This window comes from Ancylobacter sp. TS-1 (genome assembly GCF_009223885.1).
Taxonomy (GTDB): Bacteria; Pseudomonadota; Alphaproteobacteria; order Rhizobiales; family Xanthobacteraceae; genus Ancylobacter.
The window spans coordinates 1,715,520-1,732,645 of sequence record NZ_CP045144.1 but is presented as its reverse complement, the minus strand read 5'-3'; the positions used below and the strand labels follow the sequence as shown (position 1 = coordinate 1,732,645).

The 17,126-nt window shown below is 68.6% G+C and carries 20 protein-coding genes; 13 read left to right on the top strand and 7 right to left on the bottom strand.

Annotation, left to right across the window (positions count from 1 at the left end):
• The first annotated feature begins 104 nt into the window (after positions 1–104).
• From GBB76_RS08325 to leuB, 6 genes are all read left to right on the top strand, one after another.
• On the top strand, positions 105–506 hold the full coding sequence (locus GBB76_RS08325; protein ID WP_152302878.1) for a RidA family protein: 402 nt from the start codon (positions 105–107) through the stop codon (positions 504–506).
• Positions 507–586: 80 nt separating this feature from the next.
• Positions 587–928: a ribbon-helix-helix domain-containing protein gene (locus tag GBB76_RS08320; protein ID WP_152302877.1), complete on the top strand. Its 342-nt coding sequence runs from the start codon at positions 587–589 to the stop codon at positions 926–928.
• Between the two features lie 152 nt (positions 929–1,080).
• Positions 1,081–1,476: a VOC family protein gene (locus tag GBB76_RS08315; RefSeq protein WP_152302876.1), complete on the top strand. Its 396-nt coding sequence runs from the start codon at positions 1,081–1,083 to the stop codon at positions 1,474–1,476.
• Between the two features lie 68 nt (positions 1,477–1,544).
• Positions 1,545–2,081 carry a twin-arginine translocation signal domain-containing protein gene (locus GBB76_RS08310; protein ID WP_152302875.1) on the top strand — a complete coding sequence of 179 codons (537 nt, stop codon included), beginning with the start codon at positions 1,545–1,547 and terminating at the stop codon, positions 2,079–2,081.
• Between the two features lie 15 nt (positions 2,082–2,096).
• The gene (locus GBB76_RS08305; protein ID WP_152302874.1) at positions 2,097–3,668 is read left to right on the top strand and encodes a GMC family oxidoreductase; all 1,572 of its coding nucleotides are present in this window, start codon (positions 2,097–2,099) and stop codon (positions 3,666–3,668) included.
• 190 nt (positions 3,669–3,858) lie between these two features.
• A complete protein-coding gene (gene leuB / locus GBB76_RS08300; protein ID WP_152302873.1) occupies positions 3,859–4,968 on the top strand; it encodes a 3-isopropylmalate dehydrogenase in 1,110 nt (369 codons plus the stop codon).
• 103 nt (positions 4,969–5,071) lie between these two features.
• Here leuB and GBB76_RS08295 read toward each other — a convergent pair whose 3' ends face one another.
• Both GBB76_RS08295 and GBB76_RS08290 read right to left on the bottom strand, forming a co-directional pair.
• A complete protein-coding gene (locus GBB76_RS08295; protein WP_152302872.1) occupies positions 5,072–5,347 on the bottom strand; it encodes a hypothetical protein in 276 nt (91 codons plus the stop codon).
• Positions 5,348–5,441: 94 nt separating this feature from the next.
• Complete coding sequence (locus GBB76_RS08290; protein ID WP_152302871.1) at positions 5,442–6,371, bottom strand: polyprenyl synthetase family protein; 930 nt, start codon at positions 6,369–6,371, stop codon at positions 5,442–5,444.
• Positions 6,372–6,514: 143 nt separating this feature from the next.
• Between GBB76_RS08290 and GBB76_RS08285 the strand changes: the two genes are divergently transcribed.
• The 4 genes from GBB76_RS08285 (at position 6,515) to GBB76_RS08270 (ending at position 10,820) form a co-directional block, all read left to right on the top strand.
• Complete coding sequence (locus tag GBB76_RS08285; protein WP_152302870.1) at positions 6,515–7,183, top strand: biosynthetic peptidoglycan transglycosylase; 669 nt, start codon at positions 6,515–6,517, stop codon at positions 7,181–7,183.
• A 155-nt stretch (positions 7,184–7,338) separates the two neighbouring features.
• Entirely contained in the window at positions 7,339–7,524 is a 186-nt protein-coding gene (rpmF, locus tag GBB76_RS08280; RefSeq protein ID WP_018387408.1) for a 50S ribosomal protein L32, read from the top strand.
• Positions 7,525–7,775: 251 nt separating this feature from the next.
• Positions 7,776–8,969, top strand: coding sequence for an alpha/beta hydrolase (locus GBB76_RS08275; protein WP_152302869.1), 1,194 nt, complete (start codon positions 7,776–7,778; stop codon positions 8,967–8,969).
• Between the two features lie 123 nt (positions 8,970–9,092).
• On the top strand, positions 9,093–10,820 hold the full coding sequence (locus GBB76_RS08270; protein WP_152302868.1) for a GGDEF and EAL domain-containing protein: 1,728 nt from the start codon (positions 9,093–9,095) through the stop codon (positions 10,818–10,820).
• A gap of 52 nt (positions 10,821–10,872) precedes the next feature.
• Here GBB76_RS08270 and phaR read toward each other — a convergent pair whose 3' ends face one another.
• A complete protein-coding gene (gene phaR / locus GBB76_RS08265) occupies positions 10,873–11,457 on the bottom strand; it encodes a polyhydroxyalkanoate synthesis repressor PhaR (protein WP_152302867.1) in 585 nt (194 codons plus the stop codon).
• A gap of 253 nt (positions 11,458–11,710) precedes the next feature.
• Here phaR and GBB76_RS08260 point away from each other — a divergent pair, with 253 nt between their 5' ends.
• Both GBB76_RS08260 and phbB read left to right on the top strand, forming a co-directional pair.
• Complete coding sequence (locus GBB76_RS08260; protein WP_152302866.1) at positions 11,711–12,889, top strand: acetyl-CoA C-acetyltransferase; 1,179 nt, start codon at positions 11,711–11,713, stop codon at positions 12,887–12,889.
• Positions 12,890–13,022: 133 nt separating this feature from the next.
• Positions 13,023–13,748: an acetoacetyl-CoA reductase gene (gene phbB, locus GBB76_RS08255; RefSeq protein ID WP_152302865.1), complete on the top strand. Its 726-nt coding sequence runs from the start codon at positions 13,023–13,025 to the stop codon at positions 13,746–13,748.
• A gap of 65 nt (positions 13,749–13,813) precedes the next feature.
• Here phbB and GBB76_RS08250 read toward each other — a convergent pair whose 3' ends face one another.
• Complete coding sequence (locus GBB76_RS08250) at positions 13,814–14,059, bottom strand: PepSY domain-containing protein (RefSeq protein ID WP_152302864.1); 246 nt, start codon at positions 14,057–14,059, stop codon at positions 13,814–13,816.
• Between the two features lie 136 nt (positions 14,060–14,195).
• Here GBB76_RS08250 and GBB76_RS08245 point away from each other — a divergent pair, with 136 nt between their 5' ends.
• Complete coding sequence (locus tag GBB76_RS08245; RefSeq protein ID WP_152302863.1) at positions 14,196–15,062, top strand: DMT family transporter; 867 nt, start codon at positions 14,196–14,198, stop codon at positions 15,060–15,062.
• Positions 15,063–15,081: 19 nt separating this feature from the next.
• Here the strand turns inward: GBB76_RS08245 and GBB76_RS08240 are convergent, their stop codons facing one another.
• From GBB76_RS08240 to GBB76_RS08230, 3 genes are all read right to left on the bottom strand, one after another.
• Positions 15,082–15,534 carry a cupin domain-containing protein gene (locus GBB76_RS08240; RefSeq protein ID WP_152302862.1) on the bottom strand — a complete coding sequence of 151 codons (453 nt, stop codon included), beginning with the start codon at positions 15,532–15,534 and terminating at the stop codon, positions 15,082–15,084.
• 10 nt (positions 15,535–15,544) lie between these two features.
• Positions 15,545–16,318, bottom strand: coding sequence for a hydroxyacylglutathione hydrolase (gene gloB, locus GBB76_RS08235; RefSeq protein ID WP_152302861.1), 774 nt, complete (start codon positions 16,316–16,318; stop codon positions 15,545–15,547).
• A 113-nt stretch (positions 16,319–16,431) separates the two neighbouring features.
• Positions 16,432–16,950, bottom strand: coding sequence for an invasion associated locus B family protein (locus GBB76_RS08230; RefSeq protein WP_202911182.1), 519 nt, complete (start codon positions 16,948–16,950; stop codon positions 16,432–16,434).
• Positions 16,951–17,126 lie beyond the last annotated feature (176 nt).

Here is a 17,126-nt window from a genome sequence, read left to right as displayed (position 1 = left end):
GCGCCGGGGCGATCCCGGCTCTCTGCGACCTCGCCTGAGCCTGCCCCTGGGATTGCCGGAGGCGGGACCCGAGGGGCCGGAATGACATCGAGGATCGGTATCCCATGAGCGAGCGCCGCCTGATCTCGTCCCATTCCGCCTTCGAGGCCGTGGCCGGCTATTCGCGGGCGGTGGTCGACGGCGACGACATCTTCGTTTCCGGCACCACCGGCTACGACTACACGATCATGGAACTGCCCGAGGATCTGCTCGCGCAGACCCATGGCTGCTTCCGCAACATCTCCGCCGTGCTGGCGCAGGCCGGCGCCAGCCTCGATGACGTGGTGCGGGTGCGCTACATCGTGACCCGCGCCGAATATGCCGAGACGGTGTTTCCGGTCTTCGGGGCATATTTCGCCCGCGCGCGCCCCGCCGCGACGCTGATCGTCGCCGGGCTGCTCCAGCCGGAAATGAAGATCGAGATCGAGGTGACGGCCCGCCGCCGTAGCGCGCCGCTGCCGGGCTGAGCAATTTTTCGCCTTTACAGCGCCCCGTTCCCGGGATGGAATCGTTCAAAATAAACAGAACATTCCGGGAGACGCCCCCCATGTGCCACATCTTCGCGGGCCAACCGCCCGAAACCTATGAGAGCCAGACCCGTTCGGTGCGGATCGGCGGCCATTCGACCTCGATTCGCCTGGAGGCGGCGTTCTGGACCGTGCTCGAGGACGTCGCCGCCCATCAGGGCATGAGCCTGGGCAAGTTCGTCACCAAGCTGCATGACGAGGTGCTCGACCTGCATGGCGAGGTACGCAACTTCGCCTCGTTGCTGCGCTGCTCCTGCCTGATCTATCTCGCCGAGGTCCGTCCCGCCGGTGTCGCTGCCGCGCCCGCCCGCGAGCGCTATCTGTGCGAGAGCGCCCGCCTGCACCTCGAGGCGGCGGAGTGAGGCGCGCGGGCGGTTCTTCCGCCCGTCCACCCGTGAAAAAGCACATCGTGGTGATGTGTTAGCAGCGTACCACCCACGGCCCGCCCCGCGGCCTAGCATCCCCGTTATCGGCGGAATCCCCGCCGCGACGAGGTTCAAGGCCGGAGGAACAGGTGGCGAAGGCCATTCATTCGATGATCCGCGTGCTCGACGAGGCGCGCTCGGTTGATTTCTACATGCGCGCCTTCGGGCTGGAGGTCGCGACGCGGCTGCCGTTCGACGGCTTCACGCTGATCTATCTGCGCAATCCGGAAGCCGATTTCGAGGTCGAACTCACGGTCAATCACGGCCGCACGGAGCCCTATGCGCTCGGCGATGGCTATGGCCACATCGCCTTCGTGGTCGACGATCTCGACGCCGAGCATGCCCGCTTCATCGAAGAGGGGCTCTCGCCCAATCCCATCAAGGAATTCTTCCACGACGGCGTTCTGCTCGCGAAGTTCTTCTTCGTGGCGGACCCCGACGGCTACAAGATCGAGGTGCTCCAGAAGCACGGTCGATACCGCTGATAACCCGCGCCGGCACGCCAGACGGCGCGGATGATACCAAAAATACATAAGAAGTCCGGGAGGTTACAATGCCAACACTGATCGACAGGCGAGGTGTATCCCGCCGTGCGGTGCTCACGGGCATCGGCGCGGCCGGTGCCCTCATGGTGAGCGGCGCGGCCGTGCTCAGCCCGCGCGAGGCCTGGGGGCTCGAGGTCTCGGCGCTCAAGCCGCAGACCATGCGCACCCTCATCGTCCTGGCGCGGGACATCTACCCGCACGACAAGGTGCCGAACCGCTTCTACGCGATCGCGATGAAGCCCTACGAGGCCGATGCCGCCAAGGATCCCGCGTTCAAGGCGATGGTCGAGGACGGGGTGACGACGCTCGACACCCTCGCCATGGCCAGATACGGCGTGCCCTATGCCGATGTCGGCTGGGAGGAGCAGCGCGTCGCCCTCCTGCGCGAGATCGAGGACGGGGCCTTCTTCCAGAAGGTGCGCGGCGGCCTCGTGGTCGGCCTCTACAACCAGGAAGAGGTCTGGCCGATCTTCGGCTACGAGGGCTCCTCGGCCGACAAGGGCGGTTACATCGACCGCGGCTTCAACGACATCGTCTGGCTGTGAGGGGAGGACGCGATCATGGCTGCACCCTTCGATCTGAATGACGATTCCGTCGTCGTCATCGTCGGCTCGGGCGCCGGCGGCGGCACGCTCGGCACCGATCTCGCGCTCAAGGGCATCAAGGTGGTGATCCTTGAGGCCGGCGAACGCCACAACATGGAAGATTTCGTCAATAACGAGTGGGAGAGCTTCGGCCAGCTCGCCTGGAAGGACATGCGCACCACGTCCGGTTCCTGGCGCGTGCACAAGAACTTCCCCAACCTGCCGGCGTGGATCGTCAAGGCGGTGGGCGGTTCCTCGGTGCACTGGGCCGGCGCCTCGCTGCGCCTGCAGGAGCATGAGTTCAAGACCCGCTCGACCTATGGCGACCTCGACGGGGCCAACCTGCTCGACTGGCCGATCACGCTGAAGGAGCTGGAGCCCTATTACGCCCGCGCCGAGGACCGGATGGGCGTGACCCGCACCAACGGCATTCCCGGCCTGCCGGGCAACAACAACTTCAAGGTGTTCGAGGCCGGCGCCAAGAAGGTCGGCTACAAGGAAGTCTCCACCGGCCGCATGGCGATCAACTCGCAGCCCCGCAACGACCGTGGCGCCTGCCAGCAGATCGGCTTCTGCTTCCAGGGCTGCAAGTCCGGCGCGAAATGGTCGACGCTGATCGCCGAGATCCCGCGCGGCGAGGCGACCGGCAACCTCGAAGTGCGCCCGCAGTCCATGGTGCAGAAGATCGAGCACGACGCCTCCGGCAAGGTGACGGGCGTGGTCTATGTCGACAAGGACGGCAAGACCCAGCGCCAGAAGGCCCGCATCGTGGCGGTGGCCGGCAACTCGATCGAGAGCCCGCGCCTGCTGCTCAACTCCGCCAGTGCCATGTTCCCGGACGGGCTGGCCAATTCCTCCGGTCAGGTCGGGCGCAACTACATGCGGCACATGACCGGCTCGGTCTACGGCGTGTTCGACAAGCCGGTGCACATGTATCGCGGCACCACCATGGCCGGCATCGTGCGCGACGAGGCGGTGTTCGACACCAAGCGCGGTTTCGTCGGCGGCTACGAGATGGAGACGCTCTCGCTCGGCGTGCCCTTCATGGCCGCCTTCCTCGATCCGGGCGGCTGGGGGCGCTCCTTCACCTCCGCCATGGACGGCTATGTCAACACGGCCGGCATGTGGCTGGTGGGCGAGGACATGCCGCAGGAGACCAACCGCGTCACGCTCAACACCGATGTGAAGGACCAGTACGGCCTGCCGGTGGCGGACGTGCATTTCGACGATCACCCCAACGACGTCGCCATGCGCAACCACGCCTACCGCCAGGGCGCGGCGATCTACGATTCGGTCGGCGCCATCCGCACGCTTCCCACGCCGCCCTATCCCTCGACCCACAATCTCGGCACCAACCGCATGAGCGAGAAGGCGCGCGACGGCGTGGTGAACCGCAACGGGCAGACGCACGACATCAAGAACCTGTTCGTCTCCGACGGCAGCCAGTTCACCACCGGCGGCGCGGAGAACCCGACGCTGACCATCGTGGCGCTGGCGATCCGCCAGGCCGAGTTCGTCGCGGCCGAAATGTCCAAGGGTACGATCTGAGCCTGAGCCTCCCGGGCGGCACGTGCCGCCGCCTTCCCTCCCGCCGCCGGCAGACACCCTGCCGGCGGCCTTTCTTTTGGCGCCGGGGCCGGCACCGCTTGCCAGCGTCCGCGTCAGCCATTAGCACTCGCTCGCCGGGCTGAGACGCCCGGCGCGGACGCTTCACGAACAGGCGTAGACGAGGGACTCCATGGCCACCCACAAGCTCCTCCTCCTCCCCGGCGACGGCATCGGCATCGAGGTGATGGCCGAAGTGAAGCGGGTCATCGACTGGCTCGATGCGCGCGGCCTCGCGTCCTTCACCATCGAGGAAGACCTCGTCGGCGGCGCGGCCTACGATTCCTGCGGCCAGCCGATCTCCGAGGAGGCCATGGCCAACGCCTTCGCCGCCGACGCGATCCTGCTCGGCGCGGTCGGCGGCCCGAAATGGGCCAATGTCGCCTATGAGTGCCGCCCCGAGGCGGGCCTGCTGCGTCTGCGCAAGGACCTTCAGCTGTTCGCCAATCTGCGCCCGGCCGTGTGCTATCCCGCGCTGGCCGACGCCTCCAGCCTGAAGCGCGAACTCGTCGAGGGGCTCGACGTGCTGATCGTGCGCGAGCTGACCGGCGGCGTCTATTTCGGCGAGCCCAAGACCATCACCGACATCAGCGACGGGCAGAAGCGCGCCGTCGACACGCAGGTCTACGAATCCTACGAGATTGAGCGCATCGCCCGCGTCGCCTTCGATCTCGCCCGCACCCGCCGCAACAAGGTGGTGTCGACCGAGAAGCACAACGTCATGAAGACCGGCCTGCTGTGGAAGCAGGTGGTGAGCGAGGTGCACGGCTCGGACTATGCCGACGTGGTGCTGGAGCACCAGCTCGCCGATTCCTGCGGCATGCAGCTGGTGCGCGCGCCCAAGCAGTTCGACGTCATCGTCACCGACAACCTGTTCGGCGACATTCTCTCCGACGTCGCCGCCATGCTGACCGGCTCGCTCGGCATGCTGCCCTCCGCCTCGCTCGGCGCGGTGGAAGAGGTCTCCGGCAAGCGCCGCGCGCTCTATGAGCCCGTGCACGGTGCCGCGCCTGATATCGCCGGCAAGGGCCTCGCCAACCCGATCGCCATGGTCGGCTCGCTCGCCATGGCGCTGCGCTATTCCTTCGGCGAGCTGGAGGCGGCTGACCGGATTGAGGCGGCGATCGCCGGCGTGCTGGCGGCCGGCTTCCGCACCAACGACATCTATTCCGAGGGCTTGACCCGCGTCGGCACGTCCGGCATGGGCGACGCGCTGCTGGCGGAGCTGGAGAAGGCGGCCTGAGCCGCCGTCCCCACCGCGTGCGCCACCCTTCGGGGCGGCTCTGAAATGACAAAGCCCGGCGCGAGCCGGGCTTTTTCGTTGGGCGAGGCCGTCGGCGGCGGGATCAGTAGCCCGGCAGCTCGAAGCGGCTCGGCAGCGGCCAGCGCATGCCGGTGATGCCGCCGGTGTCGCCATATTGCGGGTAGCGCGGGGTGATCAGCTCGACATAGTTGAGGTCGCGGCTGGTGCCGGGCTTCACCACCGGGCCGGGATCCAGATAGGAGCGCGGCGGCATCTTGCGGATGATGATGCGCGTCTCCTGCGCGTCGGCCGTCGGTGCCGTGGCGATCAGCGCGGAGCCGGCAACGAGAGCGGCGAGGGCGAACAAGGCGATACGCATCAGAACCTCCCAGCGACGAATCCGCCGCGATGCGGACGATTACGTCACGACAAGAATGATCGCAACTTATCGTTCCGTCGAGATGAGGGAAGTACTAATTCCGCCTCTCGGCAACGAAATGCGCCGCTTCCGCGAGGAGTGTTGCAGCCGTGCCGAAGCCGGACAGCGCCGCCTCGGCCTCGCCCACCAGCCGCCCCAGCTCGGCCCGGGCCCCCTCGATGCCGAGCCTGCCGACCAGAGTCGCCTTGCCGGCGGCGGCATCCTTGCCGACCGCCTTGCCCACCGTGCCGGCCTCGCCCTCGACGTCGAGCAGGTCGTCGGCGATCTGGAAGGCGCGCCCGACGGCACGGGCGTAGCGGTCGAGAGCGGCGCGCCCGTCCGCGTCGGCGCGCCCGAGCAGGGCGCCCGCCTCGCAGGCCTGCCGCAGCAGGGCGCCGGTCTTCATCGCCTGAAGCTCGATGATCGCCTCCGCCGGCAGGTCGAGCGGCGCGCCGTCGCCGAATCGACCCTCGGCGGCGAGGTCCAGCATCTGCCCGCCGATCATGCCCGCCACGCCGGCCGCGCGGGCGAGGCTGGCCACCAGCGCGATGCGCACGCCCGCGTCCGGCCCGGCGTCCTCGCGGGCGAGGATCTCGAAGGCGAGGGTGAGCAGGCCATCGCCTGCGAGTATCGCGGTTGCCTCGTCATAGGCGCGGTGGACGGTCGGCCGGCCCCGGCGCAGGTCGTCGTCGTCCATGGCCGGCAGGTCGTCATGCACCAGCGAATAGCAGTGGATGCATTCGAGCGCGGCGGCGGCGGGCAGGGCGGCCTGCCGCGAAACGCCGAACAGCGCCGCGCTCTCGACCACGAGAAAGGGGCGCAGCCGCTTGCCCCCCGCCAGCGTGGCGTGGCGCATGGCGCCGGCGAGCCGCTCGCCGGGGGCGCCGCTGGCCGCGATGGCGGCGTCGATATAGGCGGCGACCTCGCGTGCCGTGCGGGCGAGCGCGTCGGAGAGCGGGGCGGCGGCGCGGGGTTCGGCGGACATGGGGAAACCTGTTGGCGGATCGCCGCTTCCGTGCCCGAGGCGGCAGGTGCGGTCAAGCCGCCGCCCCCATGGGCGGGCGCGGTCGACCGCGCCCGGCCGGCCGGCTAGAGTGGCGGGGTCGGGTGTCGGGGGTGCGGGACGCAATGGGCCTTGTGTGGCGATGGGCGTGGAAGGCCGCGCTGGTCCTGGTGCTGGCCCCGCTGGTCCTGACGCTGCTCTACATTGTCGTGCCCGCTCCTTCGACGCTGATGCTGGCGCGCTGGGCGACCGGCCAGACGGTGGAGCGCGACTTCGTGCCGCTCGACGCCATCGCGCCGGCGCTGGTGCGCTCGGTGCTCGCCTCCGAGGATGCGCGCTTCTGCCAGCATATCGGCGTCGATCTGGTGGAGTTGCAGAACGTGATGGACAGCGCCGAGGATGGCGAGCCCGCGCGCGGCGCCTCCACCATCACCATGCAGCTCGCCAAGAACCTGTTCCTGTGGAACGGGCGCAGCTACATCCGCAAGGGGCTGGAGATGCCGCTGGCGCTCTACATCAATCTGGTGATGTCCAAGTCGCGCCAGCTCGAACTCTATCTCAACATCGCTGAATGGGGGCCGGATGGCGAGTTCGGCGCCGAGGCGGGGGCGCGACGGGCCTTCGGCGTGGGCGCCGGCGCGCTTTCCCCCCGTCAGGCGGCGCTGCTCGCGGTGACGCTGCCCAATCCCTACCGGCGCAATCCGGCCAAGCCGGGCCGGGGGCTGAACCGGCTGGCAAGCAACCTTCAGGCGCGGCTGCCGCGCGAGGGGGCGGAGCTGACCGCCTGCCTGTGAGCGCCCCGTTTTCCGGCGGCGCAGCGTTGCGCGACAGAATTGCGTCAGCCCCTTTCGCTCGCGCGCATGAGTCTGTATAAGCCGCCACTCGAATTACGCACGAGTCCGGCGCCGGCCCCCGCTTGGGGCGTGAGAAGCCGGTACAGGAGAAGACGATGGCCGTTCCGAAGAAGAAAACCAGCCCGTCGCGTCGCGGCATGCGCCGTTCCGCCGACGCCCTCGCCAAGCCGACCTACATCGAGGACAAGGATTCCGGCGAGCTTCGCCGTCCGCACCACCTCGACCTGAAGACCGGCATGTACAAGGGTCGCCAGGTTCTCAAGGTCAAGGCCGAGGCCTGACCGGCATCGGCCGGAATTCCGGCCGGTTGCGTTGCCGCCTGCATGAAGCCGGCCCCCACGGGTCGGCTTTTTTGCGTTGGGGCGATGTGGCGCGCGACGCGCGGTCGTCACCGCCCGGTAACCATGCCGGCGGTATCCAGAGCCGGGCGGGCGCTGGCGCTGCCGGTCGGCTTATCGGGATGCGGGAATGGTGCTAGGTTCAGCAGTCGTGCGGGTGGGAGCTTGTGACGTTGCGTAGCGCGGACAGTGGTATGCGTCGGGTCGTCACCTGGTGCTTCGTCGTGGCGCTGGTCGGCCCGCTTCTGGCCGGATGCGCCTCGCGCCCCGGCGACGACGCGCTGACCGCGATTCCCGAACATGTGCCCGGCGTGAAGGAGCATGTGATCCTCGTCGCCTCCTCCCGGGCCCGCGATCCGCGCCCCGGCGTGTTCTACAGCGGCGAGCGCACGCCGGCCCTCAGCTTCGCGCGGGTGGAAATCACCGTGCCGCCGACCCACAAGCCGGGCATGGTCGAGTATCCCGACCGTGGCGCCGCCAACCCCGCCACCGACATGACCGTGCGCGAGGCGCTGTACCGCGACACCGAGAAGGAATTCCTCTCCGACCTCAAGGCCGAACTGAGCCGCCGCCCGCCGGGGCAGAAACAGGCGGTCATCTTCGTGCACGGCTACAACACGCTGTTTTCCGAGGCGCTGTACCGGATTACCCAACTGGCAGAGGATTCGAAATCGCCTTCCGTGCCGGTGCTGTTCACCTGGGCCTCGCGGGGCGGGGTCTCCGACTATGTCTACGACAACAACAGCGCCACCTCGGCCCGCGACCGGCTGGAGGAAACCATCCGGCTCGTCTTCGACAGCGGCGCCGAGAAGGTGACGATCTTCGCCCATTCGATGGGCAACTGGGTGGCGGTGGAGGCGCTGCGGCAGATCCAGATCTCCGGCAAGCGCCCGCCGCCCGAGAAGTTCGGCAACGTCATCCTGGCGGCGCCGGACATCGATGTCGACGTGTTCAAGAGCCAGCTCAAGCGCTTCGGCAAGCCGACCCGGCCGTTCATCGTCATCGTCTCGCGCGACGACAAGGCGCTGGCCTTCTCCGATTTCATCGCCGGCGACAAGCCGCGGCTGGGCGCCTACACCAACGATGCCGAGCTGGTGGAACTCGGCGCCGTCGTGGTGGACATGAGCAATGTGAAGTCGCAGGACGGCTTCAATCACGGCAAGTTCGCCCAGCTTGCCGAAATGGCGCCGGAACTGCGGGGCCTGATCGCGCGGGCGCAGGGGTCGGGACCGTCAGCCGGCAATGTCGAGGTCGCCGGCATCCGCTTCTCGGGCGTCGACCGCCTGAAGCCCGGACAGATCGGCTCGGACCTGCCGGCGGTGGCTGCCGACCCGACGGTCGACACGGGCGCGCCGGTCGTTGCGGCCGGTGTCACCCCGCTCCACTGAGGCCGATCGCCGCGCGGGCGTCCCGCCGGCCGGATTTCCGGCGGCCCTTTAACGATTAGGTTGCTGGCTTGCCTGTAAGCATCGACCCTATGCTTTGCACATGCGAGATGACGAGGGTGGTTCATGCCGAGGCCTGAGACGGCCGCCCAGATCGACACCGGCGTCGACGCCACGCTCCTTCCGGAGACGGTGGTGGGAGCCGTGCACGCGCTCGGCAAGACCGCCTATAGCTGGACCCTGGACGACGACCGCCTGCGCTGGAGTTCCAATGTCGCCGACGTGCTCGGCCGCGAGCGCCTGCCTGCCGCCGGAAGCGGGGCGGACTATCACGCGCTGATCGAGGCCGGCTCCGGCGCCTCCCGCCGCGAGGCCGCCCTCGCCGCCATGCAGTTCGACATGGTGCCGGGCCTCGATCCGAGCGCGCGCTATTTCGAGACGGTTTATTGCCTCGCCCTGCCGCCCGGCGGCCGCCAGCGGCGGCTGTGGGTCGAGGATCGCGGCGTCGCCTATTTCGACGCCGCCGGCACGCTGCTGCGGGTGGAGGGCTTCCTGCGCCGCCTCTCGGTCGGCCGCCCGGTCCGCATCGCGATGGATCTCGGCGTCGAGCCGAAGACCGACCGCCAGCGGCTGGCGGGGCTGCTGGAGGAGCATCTCGCGCGCGGCTTTCACGAGGATCGCGAGTTCGGCTTCGCGCTGGTGGGCATCGACCAGCTCGGCACTCTCAACGACGCTTTCGGCTTCGTGGTCGCCGACGAGGTGATCGACGTGGTGTGGCTGCGCCTGCGCGCCCAGCTCGGCGAGGGCGAGGAGATCGCCCGCTTCTCGGGCAGCAAGTTCGGCCTGCTGCTGCGGGCGAGTTCGGGCGAGGAACTGTCGGGCGCCATGCGCCGCTTCCTGGCCGCCGTCAACCTGACCGCGCCGCGCACCAGCGCCGGGGCGGTGGCCGTCACCATCTCCGCCGGCGGGCTGGTGGCGCCCCGGCAGGCCCGCACCGTGTCGGAGATCTTCTCGCACGCGCAGGACGCGCTGCAGCGGGCGCGGCGCAACGCGCGCGGCTCGCTCGAACTCTTTTCGCCCGGGCTCGACCGCGCCGCCGAGCGCCACGCCAATGTGCGCTTCGCCGACGAGATCGTGCGCGCGCTCGGGCAGGACAGGGTGTCGCTGGCCTTCCAGCCGATCGCGCGTGGCGGCAGCCGCGACATCGCCTTCCATGAATGCCTCGCCCGCATCACCGGGCGGGATGGGCGCGTCTTCGATGGCGGAACGGTCATCCCGACCGCCGACCGCTTCGGCCTGACGCGGCTGCTCGACTGCCGCTCGATGACGCTGGCGCTGGCGGCGCTGCGCGACAATCCGGGGCTGAGCCTCTCGGTCAACGTCTCGCCGACCTCGATCCATGACGCCACCTGGCGGCAGATCGTCGAGGAAGGCACGCAGGAGGGCCTCGGCCCGCGCCTCATCGTCGAGATCACCGAATCGTCCAGCATCCCCGACATGGACGCCATGGGCTCGCGCATCGCCTGGCTGCACGGCCTTGGCTGCCGGGTGGCGATGGACGATTTCGGCGTCGGCTACACCTCGTTCCGCAATCTGCGCAGCCTGCATGTCGACATGCTGAAGATCGACGGCAGCTTCATCTGCACCATGATGCAGTCGGAGGACGACCGCAGCTTCGTGCGCATGCTGCTCGACCTCGCCGGCCAGCTCGGCATCGAGACCGTGGCCGAATGGGTGCTCGACGAGGACACCGGCCGCCAGCTCGTGGAGTGGGGCTGCACCTATCTTCAGGGCGAGCTCATCGGCCTGCCGGCGGACAGCCTCGTCCCGCCCGAGGGGCCGTTCGAAGTCTGAACCGGCGCGACTTCAGCGGTTCGGGAGACAGGAAACGCCGGTCCTGCCGGCGTCAGTCCTTCTTGCCGCCTTCGCCGAGACGGTCCAGCCGCTTCTGCATCTCCGCCACCTGGCGGCGCAGCTCGTCGAAATCGTCGGCCGGTGCCGCTGCCCCCGCGGCTCCCGCCGTTCCCTGGGTCTCGTCGAGCCGGCCATTGGGCAGGAACATCTTGAAGGTGCGGTCGAAGATTTCCATGTTGCGGCGCACCTGATCCTCCAGCACGCCGAAGCCGCCGACGCCGAACGTCTTGGAGAAGTGCTCGCGCAGATTGCTCTGCTCCTTGGTGAAGTTCTCGATCGACATGTCGAGATAGCGGGGTACCAGCATCTGCATGCTGTCGCCGTAGAAACGAATGATCTGGCGCAGGAAGTTGATCGGCAGCAGGTTCTGCCCCTTGCCTTCCTGTTCGAAGATGATCTGCGTCAGCACCGAATGCGTGATGTCGTCGGAGGACTTTGCGTCATAAACGACGAAGTCCTCACCGTTCTTCACCATCTGGGCGAGATCTTCCAGCGTCACATAGGTGCTCGTCCCGGTATTGTAGAGACGGCGATTTGCATACTTCTTGATGGTGACGGGTTCGTTGGATTTTGCCATTGTGATCCGGTCGCCTTGGTCGTTTCCCATTGAAAACTCTAGGACGTTTCCCGGCGGACGGCTACAGGAATTGTTACAAACCCGGTTTATGACCGGAGGGCGCGCGGCGCGGCGCCGGCAGCGGAGCCACAAAAACCGCACGCCATTGACATGGATCACTTGAGCCACCCACGATGGTGCCACATCTGAAGAACAGCCGCGCATCGGCTCGGGCGGTGCGCCGCACACAGAAATCTACCGGAGGACGTCATTCATGAAGGACGACATCGTTATCGTCGGCGCCGCCCGCACGGCCGTCGGCGCGTTCAACGGCGCGCTCTCCTCGCTGCCGGCCCATGAGCTGGGCAAGATCGCGATCACCGCGGCGCTGGAGCGCGCGGGCGTCGCGCCGGGCGAGGTGAGCGAGACCATCATGGGGCAGATCCTCACCGCCGGCGCCGGCCAGAACCCGGCGCGGCAGGCGTCGGTGGCGGCCGGCATCCCGGTCGAGAGCCCGGCCTGGGGCGTCAACCAGCTGTGCGGCTCCGGCCTGCGCGCGGTGGCGCTCGGCTTCCAGGCCATCCTCAATGGCGACAGCGACATCGTGGTCGCCGGCGGCCAGGAGTCGATGAGCCAGGCGCCGCATTGCGCGCATCTGCGCAACGGCACCAAGATGGGCAGCCTTGAAATGGTCGACACCATGATCAAGGATGGCCTGTGGGACGCCTTCAACGGCTACCACATGGGCACCACCGCCGAGAACGTCGCCCGCCAGTGGCAGATCACCCGCGAGCAGCAGGACGAGTTCGCCGTCGGCTCGCAGAACAAGGCCGAGGCGGCGCAGAAGGCCGGCCGCTTCAAGGACGAGATCGTCCCCGTCACCATCTCCACCCGCAAGGGCGACATCGTGGTGTCCGACGACGAATATCCCCGCCACGGCGCCACCCTCGATTCCATGACCAAGCTGCGCCCGGCCTTCGCCAAGGACGGCTCGGTGACGGCGGGTAACGCCTCGGGCATCAATGACGGCGCCGCCGCCGTGGTGCTGATGACCGCCGCCCGGGCCCTGAGCGCCGGCAAGAAGCCGCTGGCGCGCATCGTCTCCTGGGCGCAGGCGGGCGTCGATCCGTCCATCATGGGCAGCGGGCCGATCCCGGCCTCGCGCCGCGCGCTGGAAAAGGCGGGCTGGACCGTGGCCGACCTCGATCTGGTCGAGGCCAACGAGGCCTTCGCGGCGCAGGCCTGCGCCGTCAACAAGGATCTCGGCTGGGACCCCTCCAAGGTCAACGTCAATGGCGGCGCCATCGCCATCGGCCACCCGATCGGCGCCTCCGGCGCGCGTATCCTCACCACGCTGCTCTACGAGATGGAGAAGCGGGACGCCAAGAAGGCGCTTGCCACGCTGTGCATCGGCGGCGGCATGGGCATCGCCATGTGTCTGCAGCGCGACTGATGCGCCGCAGGCACAGCCCGTTTGCGCTGTGACAGGCTCTTCCGGCAAGGCGGAGGTTCCGCCTTGCCGTCACGGAAAAACGACGTACAAGCCGTCGGACGTTCCCAGTTAAGGGACGCAAGGGGGGAGTGAGATGGGTCGTGTTGCGTTGGTCACAGGCGGCACGCGCGGTATCGGCGCGGCGGTCTGCAAGGCCCTGAAGGCGGCGGGTTATTCGGTGGCCGCCAACTATGCCGGCAACGATGCCGCCGCCGCCGATTTCACCGCCGAGACCGGCATTCCGGCCTTCAAGTGGGACGTGTCGGACTTCGAGGCCTGCAAGGCCGGCATCGCCGAGGTCACGGCCAAGCTCGGCCCGGTCGACGTGCTGGTGAACAATGCCGGCATCACCCGCGACGGCATGCTGCACAAGATGTCGCCCGACCAGTGGTACGCGGTCATCAACACCAATCTGAACTCGGTGTTCAACATGAGCCGCAACGTGATCGAGAGCATGCGCGAGCGTAGCTTCGGGCGCATCGTCACCATTTCCTCGATCAACGGCCAGAAGGGCCAGCTCGGCCAGACCAACTATTCCGCCGCCAAGGCCGGCGAGATCGGCTTCACCAAGGCGCTGGCGCAGGAAAACGCCAATAAGGGCATCACCGTCAACGCCATCTGCCCGGGCTATATCGGCACGGAGATGGTGCGCGCGGTGCCGCAGGAGGTGCTCGAGAAGCGCATCCTGCCGCAGATCCCGGTCGGGCGGCTCGGCGAGCCCGAGGAAATCGCGCGCTGCGTCGTCTTCCTCGCCGCCGACGAGGCCGGTTTCATCACCGGCTCGACGCTCACCGCCAATGGCGGCCAGTATCTGGCGTGACGCCCGCGGCCTGAGCGCCACGGCCGGGCGGCGTCGCCGCCCGGTGCTGTCCGGCGGGCCGGCGCCTATTTGATCGAGATCACCTTGCCGTCCACGGCGTTGATCTCGATCTCCAGCTTCTTGCCGGCGGCGTCGAGCCCTTCCGCCTCCCATTTCGACACGCCCTTCTCATGCTCGTGCTCCAGCTTGGCGACCACCGCCATGCCGTTGGCGCGCACGATCACCAGCGCCTCGTCGATGCCGATGCTGGCCTGCGCGAAGGCGGGGGCGGAGAGAAGGACGACGGCGAGAGCGAGAGCCGGGCGCAGCATGGACGTCTCCTCGGTTGGGCCGGAACGGGCTGCCGAAGGGTAAGCCTTCATCCCAACGCCGTCCATCGCCGCTCCGGCTTGGCGGACGCTCGCGCAGCGGCCATAAGGAGCCGCCCGAGTCACAGGTTCCCGCCGCATGTCCCGTTCCTCCGCCACCCTCATCGGCTTTTCCGCGATCCTGCTGTGGTCGACGCTGGCGCTCGCCACCTCCTCGACCGGGGCGGTGCCGCCCTTCCTGCTGACCGCGCTGACCTTCGCCATTGGCGGGCTGGTGGGCATCGTGGCGGCGCTGGTGCGCGGGGTCGGGCTTTCCGTGCTGCGCCAGCCCTGGCCGGTGTGGGTGCATGGCGTGGGCGGGCTGTTCGGCTATCACTTCTTCTATTTCTCGGCGCTCAAGCTGGCCCCGCCGGCCGAGGCCGGGCTGATCGCCTATCTGTGGCCGCTGCTCATCGTGCTGTTCTCCGCCTTCCTGCCGGGCGAGAAGCTGCGCCCGGCGCATATAGGCGGCGCGCTGATGGGTCTTGCCGGCACCGTGGTGCTGCTCGGCGGGCGCGCCGGCGGCTTCGGCTTCGCGCCGGAATATGTGCCGGGCTATCTGGCGGCGGCGCTGTGCGCGGTGATCTGGTCGGTCTATTCGGTGGCCTCGCGGCGCTTCGCGACGGTGCCGACCGAGGTGGTCGCCGGCTTCTGCCTCGCCACCGCCGCGCTCTCCGCGCTCTGCCACGCGCTGTTCGAGCCCTCGATCTGGCCGGCGGGAACAGGGGAATGGCTGGCTGTGCTGGCGCTCGGCATCGGCCCGGTCGGCATCGCCTTCTACACCTGGGACATCGGCATGAAGCGCGGCGACATCCGCCTGCTCGGCGTCCTCTCCTATGCCGCGCCGGTGCTGTCGACCCTGCTGCTGGTGGCGGCCGGCTTCGCGGCGCTGAGCTGGTCGCTGGCGCTCGCCTGCGCGCTGATTGTCGGCGGCGCGGCGGTGGCGACGCTGCTGGCGCGCCGCTAGAGGCGACCGGGCCGGGAGGTCAGCCCGGCGACCAGCCGGGCGCGGCCAGCTCGAAGCCGGCGAACTCGAAGGCCGGCGCCACGGTGCAGCCGACCAGCGTCCAGTCGCCGAGGCTGCGCGCCGCCTGCCAGGCGTCCTGCGGCACGATGCGCTGGGGCTCTTCCCCGTTCGCCAGATCGGGACCGAGGCGCAGCGTCTCGACCGGCCCCATGTCGGAGCCGGCGACGGTCAGCTCCAGCGGCGCGCCGGCGTACCAGTGCCAGATCTCCACCGCGTCGACGCGGTGCCAGTGCGAGCGCTCGCCCGCCGCCAGCAGGAAATAGATGGCGGTCGACAACGCCCGACCTTCCGCGCTGCGGCGGTGATCGCGGAACATTTCGCGGAAGTGCCCGCCTTCCGGGTGCGGCGTCAGGCCGAGCCGGGCGACGATCTCGGCGGCGGTGAGCGCTTCGGGGGAAGGGCGGTTGGCCATGCCGGCCTCCTCAGCCCCTGAAGCTGTTCTTCAGGCTGCGCAGCTCGGTGAACACCGCGCCGGGCTCGGCACCGGGCAGGCCGATGCGCTCGGCAAGCTCGGGGTCGTCGGCATGCAGGAACGGGTTGGTCGCCTTCTCGGCGCCGATCGTGGTCGGCAGGGTGGGCTGGCCGGCGGCGCGCTGCGCCTCGGCTTCTTTCAGCCGGGCGGCGAGGGCGGCATTGTCCGGCTCCACCGACACGGCGAAGCGCCCGTTGGAGACGGTGTATTCGTGCCCGCAATAGACGGAGATGTCGTCGGGCAGCGCCCGCAGCCGGGCGAGCGATTCCCACAGCACCGGCGGGTCGCACTCGAAGGGCCGGCCGCAGCCGAGCACGAACAGCGTGTCGCCGGAGAAGAGCAGGCGCTCCTCCTCGAACAGGAACACGATATGTCCCTTGGTGTGGCCGGGGGTTTCCAGAACGCGGCCGACCAGGCTGCCGACCGCCACCGGATCGCCGTCGACCACCGCCACGTCGAGGCCGGGAATGGTCTCGCGTTCGGCGCGCGGACCGACGACAGTGGCGCCGTAGCGCTCCTTGAGCGCCAGCACGCCGGCGATGTGGTCGGTGTGGTGATGGGTGACGAGGATATGCGTCAGCGTCCAGTTCTCGCGCTCCAGGGCGGCGAGGATCGGCGCCACTTCCGGCGCGTCTATGACGGCGGTCGCCTCGGTGACCGGGTCGTGCAGCAGCACGGCGTAGTTGTCGGCGAGGCAGGGGATGAGCCGCAGTTCAGCCGCCATGGATTTCCTCGGAATGGATCGCCCCGGAAGGAGGACGGGCGGCGGCTGCCGCCCGTTCTTCACTCTAGTGCAAGGGAGCCGCGTGCGTCAGCGGCATTCGACGGCGCCGTTCGTCAACGGCATTCCTGCGCCGCGCGGTCGATGGCGGCGGAAATGCCGCTCAGCGAATAGCTGTCGGTGGTGACGTTGCCGCGGATCGAGGTGCTCTTGACCACCACGTCGCGCCCCTTGCGCAGCGCGTCGACGAGGCGGGTCTCCTCGGCCACGTTGCGCACCCAGGCGCCGGTGCCGCGGGTGTAGAGGTCGAAGTTGGTCGGGCCGATGGTGAGGGTGGCGTCGGTGCCTTCCTTGAGCGGGAAGCCCATGACGACGCTCACTTCGCCCTTCACATTCTCGGCGGTGCGGGTCGAGATGAAGAAATAGGCCGGGTCGCGGCTGAGGCCTGCGGGAAGCCGGGTCTTGGGCTGGGCCAGCGCGTAGCAGATCTTGCCGCTGCCGCTGGTGTCGACATAGACGCCCCAGTCGCCGAACTGGCCGACAAGCTTGGGCGCTCCCTGTGCGCTGGCGCCTGTGACGCCGATGAATGCCAGTGCCAAGCCGGCGAGTGCCGCGCGCACGATGCGTCGTGCCATGGTCTCTGTCCTCCGTGTCGTCTGCCGCGATGCGGTCTGCATTGATTCTCCATTCAGGCCGCCACAGGGATATCCGCCCGACTCGCCCCTGTGAACCCTTGGTGCCGCAATGCGGCGCCTTTGCCGTTCAAATGCCCGCTGGGGGGCGGCAAATTGAAGGCATGGTGAATGAAATC

What these genes read in the sequence shown, in the direction of transcription:
- GBB76_RS08325 (WP_152302878.1), top strand. Translation starts at nt 105, where the DNA reads ATGAGCGAGCGCCGCCTGATCTCGTCCCATTCCGCCTTCGAGGCCGTG.
- GBB76_RS08320 (WP_152302877.1), top strand. Translation starts at nt 587, where the DNA reads ATGTGCCACATCTTCGCGGGCCAACCGCCCGAAACCTATGAGAGCCAG.
- GBB76_RS08310 (WP_152302875.1), top strand. Translation starts at nt 1,545, where the DNA reads ATGCCAACACTGATCGACAGGCGAGGTGTATCCCGCCGTGCGGTGCTC.
- GBB76_RS08305 (WP_152302874.1), top strand. Translation starts at nt 2,097, where the DNA reads ATGGCTGCACCCTTCGATCTGAATGACGATTCCGTCGTCGTCATCGTC.
- leuB (WP_152302873.1), top strand. Translation starts at nt 3,859, where the DNA reads ATGGCCACCCACAAGCTCCTCCTCCTCCCCGGCGACGGCATCGGCATC.
- GBB76_RS08295 (WP_152302872.1), bottom strand. Translation starts at nt 5,347, where the DNA reads ATGCGTATCGCCTTGTTCGCCCTCGCCGCTCTCGTTGCCGGCTCCGCG.
- GBB76_RS08290 (WP_152302871.1), bottom strand. Translation starts at nt 6,371, where the DNA reads ATGTCCGCCGAACCCCGCGCCGCCGCCCCGCTCTCCGACGCGCTCGCC.
- GBB76_RS08285 (WP_152302870.1), top strand. Translation starts at nt 6,515, where the DNA reads ATGGGCCTTGTGTGGCGATGGGCGTGGAAGGCCGCGCTGGTCCTGGTG.
- rpmF (WP_018387408.1), top strand. Translation starts at nt 7,339, where the DNA reads ATGGCCGTTCCGAAGAAGAAAACCAGCCCGTCGCGTCGCGGCATGCGC.
- GBB76_RS08275 (WP_152302869.1), top strand. Translation starts at nt 7,776, where the DNA reads ATGCGTCGGGTCGTCACCTGGTGCTTCGTCGTGGCGCTGGTCGGCCCG.
- GBB76_RS08270 (WP_152302868.1), top strand. Translation starts at nt 9,093, where the DNA reads ATGCCGAGGCCTGAGACGGCCGCCCAGATCGACACCGGCGTCGACGCC.
- phaR (WP_152302867.1), bottom strand. Translation starts at nt 11,457, where the DNA reads ATGGCAAAATCCAACGAACCCGTCACCATCAAGAAGTATGCAAATCGC.
- GBB76_RS08260 (WP_152302866.1), top strand. Translation starts at nt 11,711, where the DNA reads ATGAAGGACGACATCGTTATCGTCGGCGCCGCCCGCACGGCCGTCGGC.
- phbB (WP_152302865.1), top strand. Translation starts at nt 13,023, where the DNA reads ATGGGTCGTGTTGCGTTGGTCACAGGCGGCACGCGCGGTATCGGCGCG.
- GBB76_RS08250 (WP_152302864.1), bottom strand. Translation starts at nt 14,059, where the DNA reads ATGCTGCGCCCGGCTCTCGCTCTCGCCGTCGTCCTTCTCTCCGCCCCC.
- GBB76_RS08245 (WP_152302863.1), top strand. Translation starts at nt 14,196, where the DNA reads ATGTCCCGTTCCTCCGCCACCCTCATCGGCTTTTCCGCGATCCTGCTG.
- GBB76_RS08240 (WP_152302862.1), bottom strand. Translation starts at nt 15,534, where the DNA reads ATGGCCAACCGCCCTTCCCCCGAAGCGCTCACCGCCGCCGAGATCGTC.
- gloB (WP_152302861.1), bottom strand. Translation starts at nt 16,318, where the DNA reads ATGGCGGCTGAACTGCGGCTCATCCCCTGCCTCGCCGACAACTACGCC.
- GBB76_RS08230 (WP_202911182.1), bottom strand. Translation starts at nt 16,950, where the DNA reads ATGGCACGACGCATCGTGCGCGCGGCACTCGCCGGCTTGGCACTGGCA.